The sequence below is a fragment of the Actinoalloteichus spitiensis RMV-1378 genome, from assembly GCF_000239155.1.
GTDB classification, from domain to species: Bacteria; Actinomycetota; Actinomycetes; order Mycobacteriales; family Pseudonocardiaceae; genus Actinoalloteichus_B; species Actinoalloteichus_B spitiensis.
Map to the genome: position 1 here is coordinate 1 of NZ_AGVX02000614.1, position 3,260 is coordinate 3,260.

3 protein-coding genes are annotated in these 3,260 nt (G+C 72.3%); 2 read left to right on the forward strand and 1 reads right to left on the reverse strand.

All coding sequences use genetic code 11. The annotated features are described in order from the left end of the window. Positions 1–100: 100 nt before the first annotated feature. Positions 101–1,009 carry an SDR family oxidoreductase gene (locus ACTIDRAF_RS0222665; RefSeq protein WP_026066399.1) on the reverse strand — a complete coding sequence of 303 codons (909 nt, stop codon included), beginning with the start codon at positions 1,007–1,009 and terminating at the stop codon, positions 101–103. A gap of 50 nt (positions 1,010–1,059) precedes the next feature. Between ACTIDRAF_RS0222665 and ACTIDRAF_RS0222670 the strand changes: the two genes are divergently transcribed. Together ACTIDRAF_RS0222670 and ACTIDRAF_RS34600 are read left to right on the forward strand one after the other, a co-directional pair. Further along, the gene (locus ACTIDRAF_RS0222670; protein WP_016700996.1) at positions 1,060–1,623 is read left to right on the forward strand and encodes a TetR family transcriptional regulator; all 564 of its coding nucleotides are present in this window, start codon (positions 1,060–1,062) and stop codon (positions 1,621–1,623) included. A gap of 263 nt (positions 1,624–1,886) precedes the next feature. Then, the coding region (locus ACTIDRAF_RS34600; RefSeq protein WP_016700997.1) for an alpha/beta hydrolase at positions 1,887–3,260 on the forward strand (1,374 nt) is incomplete at its 3' end.

Below are 3,260 nucleotides of genomic sequence, written 5' to 3' on the forward strand. Positions count from 1 at the left end.
CCCCGGGCGGGGCCCGCCGACCGGGTGACCGACCGGCGGGCGCCCGCGGCACCGGCCCGGCACTCACCGCCACCCCGGCGGCCCCCGGCGGGGTGGACCGTCAGCGGTAGCCGGTGGTGTCTGCGGGCTTCCCCGCGTCCTGGACCTCGACGATGTACCGCCACGCATCGGGGCGCGAGCCGTCCAGGTCGGTGAAGCCGTACTCCTGGGCGAGACCCCCGCTGGACAGCGACCGGCCGTTCCACCGGGCGAGGTCGGGGTCCGCCGCGAGAGCCGCCACGGCACGTCCCACGAACCGGGGAGTCTCGGAGATCGCGAAGTGCGGTTCCCGGGCGAGCGCGTCGCGCCAGTTCTCCTCCCGCACCCCGTAGTGGTCGAGCATCATCTCCGACCTCATCCAGCCCGGTGTCAGGGACACCGCCGTCGCCTCGTGCTTGACCAGGTCCCGCGCGTGCGCCCACGCCATGCGGTTCACCGCGACCTTCGCGAGGTCGTAGAAGGGCGAGACGCGGTAGTTCCGCTCGTTGTACTCGACGGTCCCGTCCGTGACCTCGACGAGCAGCCCTCCTGGACGTTCGATCAACAACCGGAGCGCGTGGTGCGCGGTGATGAGGTGGGTGTCGACCGCCAGCCGCAGCAGCCGCAGGCCGTTGTCGAGGTCGTGCTCCCACACCGGCGTGTCCCACCCGAAGAGGAGCTCGCCACCCCAGATGTCGTTGACGAGGACGTCGAGGCGCCCCTGTTCCTGGCGGATGCGGTCCACCAGCGCCCGCACCTCCTCCGGCACGAGGTGGTCGACGGCGACCGGAACACCGACCCCGCCCGCGCGCTCGACCAGCTCGGCGGTCTCCTCGATCGTCTCGGGCCGCCCGTACTCGGAGGCACGGTCCCTGGTGGTGCGGCCGGTGACGTACACCGTGGCTCCCGCCGCCCCGAGCTCGACGGCGATGCCCCGCCCCGCGCCCCGCGTCGCTCCCGCGACCAACGCAACCTTTCCTCGCAGGCTCATGCCCGGCCTCCCCAGCCATACATAACCGATTGATCGTTTATATTCATAGCATGGCACGAACCAAGACCCGGACCGACGAGGAGGTCCTGGACACCGCCCTCTCCCTGATCGGGGACATCGGAGTCGGGAACCTGACCTTCGCCGCGCTCGCCACCCGGTCCGGTCTCTCCTCGGCGACGCTGGTCCAGCGCTTCACGAACAAGGCCACGCTGATCCAGCGCGCCCTCCTCCAGGGCTGGGACAAGCTCGACGCCACCACGCGGGCCCTCGCGGCGAGCACCCCCCTGACCCCCCGGGGAGCGGTCGAACTGCTGGTGGGCCTGTCAGGGCAGTACGACGACGCCGAGGCTTACGCGAACGGGCTGCTGATCCTGCGCGAGGACCTCCGCGACCCCCTCCTGCGCCGCCGAGGGACCGCGTGGGAGGCCGAGCTGACCGCCGCGCTCGACGCGCGGCTCATGGCGTCCCCCGGAACCCCGGCCGGAGCCGGTCACGCGCTCGCCACGTACTGGCAGGGCTCCATGACGTGGTGGGCGTTCCAGGCCGACACCCCGCTCGACGAGTACCTGACCGAGCGGCTCAACCAGTTCCTCGCGCTGGTCATCCACCCCTGACCGGCACCGCGAACCGAGGGGGCTCCCGCACCGGCACGGCTCCCCGCCCACCGGGCACGTGACGTGATCCACACCTCGTCGCCCCAGGAACCCGGTCGGCCGCCGCTCCGACCAAGCCGACCAGACCACCCGGCCGCAAGGCCCGCCACCAGGCAAGACGACCGTCACGCGCGAGATCCGCACGCGACGAACACTGTCCGGAATGTCCTCGAAAGTGTGACCCCTGGCATGGCCGGTCCCGCGACTTCGCATACTGTCGACTGGTGTCGTTCCTCGCACGGAATCGTTGGTGGCTGATCGCCCTCGGAGCGGTCGTTCTCCTCGTCGCGGGCGCGATCGCCTGGCCCTCCGACGACGAGGACACCTCCGACGTCCCCACCCGGGAGTTCCGGCTCGAGGTACCCGAGGAACCCGGCTCCGCAAGCCTGATCAGCCTCGACGCCACCGTCTACCTCCCCGAGACCACCCCCGCCCCCGCCGTGCTGCTCGCGCACGGCTTCGGAGGCAGCAAGCTCGAGGTGTCCGGAGACGCCCGGGAACTGGCCCAGCGCGGCTTCGTGGTCCTGACCTACTCCGCCCGGGGGTTCGGCGAGAGCGAAGGACTGATCGGGCTGAACTCACCGGATCACGAGGTCCGGGACGCCTCCGCCCTCATCGACTGGCTGGCCGAGCAGCCCGAGGTACTCGCCGAGGACGGGGACCCGGTGGTCGGCGTCACCGGCGGCTCCTACGGGGGCGCGCTGTCGCTCATGGTGGCCGGCACCGACGACCGGGTGGACGCCATCGCCCCGCTCATCACCTACAACGACCTGGTCAAGGCCCTCATCCCGAACTCGGGCACCGAGGACGCCACCCCGATCACCTCGGCCGGAACCCCGGCCGCCAGCCCGTTCCCCGATCCCGGGGTGTTCAAGCGGTTCTGGGCCGGCCTGCTGTTCACCGCCGGCAGCCCCTCGGTGGAGGCCCCGCCCGTCGCCTCGCCGGAACTCGGGAGCGACCGCGAGGACGAACCGGAGGAAGCGAACGGAGCGGGCGGGGAGGACTCGACGCCCGACCCCGACGAGGGCGGCGTCGACGGCGCCGGCCAGGGCGCGGGCCCGACACCTCCCGGCTGCGGACGCTTCACCCCCGAGCTGTGCGCCGCCTACGTCGAACTCGCCACCACGGGGGACGCCAGCCAGGAGACCGTGGACCTGCTCACGGACCTCTCCCCCTCCCGGTTCACCGAGAACATCACCGTCCCCACGCTGATCGTGCAGGGCAGCCAGGACACCCTGTTCGGCCTGGACCAGGCCGACGCCAACGCCCGGGAGATCGCCGAGGCGGGCGGGCGCGTCAAGGTGGTGTGGTTCGCCGGCGGCCACGACGGCAGCGGTACGCCCAGCGAGGTCCGGGACCAGATCGGCGCGTGGTTCGACTTCCACCTCGCCGGCCGGGGCCCCGATCCGGGAACCACCTTCGAGTACGGCATCCCCCGGACCGTCGCCGGCAACGGCGGAACCCGGGTCCGCACGCTGACCGCACCCGAGTACCCCGGCCTGGCCGACACCGCCGCCACCGAGTTCCAACGGCACCGGATCAACGGCGACCCGACGCCGGTCCTGACCCCGGCGGGCGGACAGCCCGCCGCCATCACC